The 1,832-nt window shown below is 56.0% G+C and carries 1 protein-coding gene and 1 pseudogene; both read left to right on the top strand.

The genetic code is table 11. The annotated features are described in order from the left end of the window. Window positions 1-151: 151 nt before the first annotated feature. The gene (locus PG5_RS32830; RefSeq protein WP_020801386.1) at window positions 152-1,432 is read left to right on the top strand and encodes a sel1 repeat family protein; all 1,281 of its coding nucleotides are present in this window, start codon (window positions 152-154) and stop codon (window positions 1,430-1,432) included. A 23-nt stretch (window positions 1,433-1,455) separates the two neighbouring features. After that, a pseudogene (locus PG5_RS32825) lies at window positions 1,456-1,832 on the top strand (hypothetical protein); the annotation flags it as partial.

Genomic DNA, 1,832 nt, shown 5'->3' with positions numbered 1-1,832 from the left:
GGGCGCAGGATGATCCGGGGGCGGCGTTCAAGGCTTGGCAACACATCATCAAGGAAAACAAAGATCGCCAAAAGGAAAAGGTGATGGGGACACCGTACGCGTCCCTGGTCGAATTTTATTACGACAAAGCCACCCTCAAGGACATCGACTGATGCGCCGCATTGTCCTGTTGTCAATTCTGCTGCTGACGGCATGCGACAGCCGCAGCACTTTTACCTATATGAAGAAGGACCCTCAGGTGAAATCACTAAACGAGATCAAAGCCGATCTGGCGTTTACCTGTGTGCACGAGCAATTTCCCTCGCCGTCAACCGAGGCCGACGTGCTGTTCCAGTACGCGCGTTGGCTGCAAAAAAACAATCAGCTCAAAGAAGACAAAAGCGTCGATTTGGAGATCGAAAGGCTGTACCGCATTGCCGCCGAAAACGGTCATTACAAGGCCAATATCAACCTGCAGAACGGTGCCATGCGCGGCCATTTCCAGCTTCGGGGCGACGAGCATTTGCGTTTGAGCGAACGATTGATCAGCGAAGGAGTGGCTACGGGTTATTACTTCGTCGGGATCTTCCTGCAACAAGGTTCGGCGGGGCTGAAGCAGGATCCGGAAATGGCCCTACGCTACTACCGTAAGGCTGCTGATCACGGCAACGCCCAGGCACAATACTATGTGGGAGACAAATTGGCGTCGAGCGATATGGCTCCGGACATTGCACGGCAAATGCGCCGCTGTGCTGCTGAGCAAGGCCATGGCGAAGCGGCGATTGAACTGGGAATAAATCTCAAGAACAAAAAACAATACCACGAAGCGCTTGAAGCCTTTCAACTTGGAGTCGCTGCGGGTGACAGCACTTCTGCTTATAAATTAGGAAAAATCTTTCGTAACCCCCCACCTACTGATGAACTTGATTATCTCGCCCAACAGGAAGATGTAGAGCGGTCCGAACGCTACGAAAAAATTAGCAAAGTGCTGGGCAACTACTCCTACGCCAAACCAAACGTCCCCGAAATCAACGAAATCCTCCCCTTGCCTCCCGCCAAGTTGCCCGCCTGGGACGGCAAGCTGCAATGGCTCGAAGAACGCCTGGCCAATGTCCCGCCAGAAAAGCCCAGCACTGCTCTGATCAACCAACTGTCCAAGGCCAAACTCCTGGACCCGGCCACCGGCCGTGGTCTTCCGGGATCCCCTGCATTCAGCCAGGCTCACTTATCTGCGCCGTACTGCTATAGCGGGCAAGTCTGCCCGGTGAGTGGGTACTGGAAGATTGGCTGGCTTCCTCGCCTCCATTCAGTAAAGGACGGGAGCGAAACCCGGTACTTCAAGCAGGGCGAGATCTTGCCGATGCAACTGGTCGAGCGTTACCACCTGCGCACCTGGCCCTTCTCCGACAAGATCACGCGATCTGAGCAAGCGGTTGAATGGCGCCTGCTCTGATAAAAAATCAATTTCGTAAATTTATGCCATTGGCTGGCGACGCGCCGTGCATCGGCGAGTTACCGAAGGCCAAGGTGAAACCGGGCATACATGGACCCTTGCACTTGTTCGTGATCACCAATGCCAGCGAAGACAGCGTTGGGTCTGGCGCGGTTAACATCCAGCGCATACAGCGCATCGAAGCGGTGAAACAAAACGCACCGCCCCGGCCGACCTTCGAACCTCACGACCGCGTCGGGCAGCAGGAACTGGCCAGGTGGGAGGCCGAGCTTGAACGGCAAACCCGGGCGATCAAGGACAGCACGGTTCAACAGGAGGAACGTCCCGGCCTGAAGGTGCACCTGTGCTCGCTGGTCGCCCCCGACTCGCCCGCGGGCCAGCGGTGGATGCCGGTGTACGT

The organism is Pseudomonas sp. G5(2012) (assembly GCF_000408945.1).
GTDB classification, from domain to species: domain Bacteria; phylum Pseudomonadota; class Gammaproteobacteria; order Pseudomonadales; family Pseudomonadaceae; genus Aquipseudomonas; species Aquipseudomonas umsongensis.
This window is presented reverse-complemented; position numbering and strand designations above follow the sequence as displayed.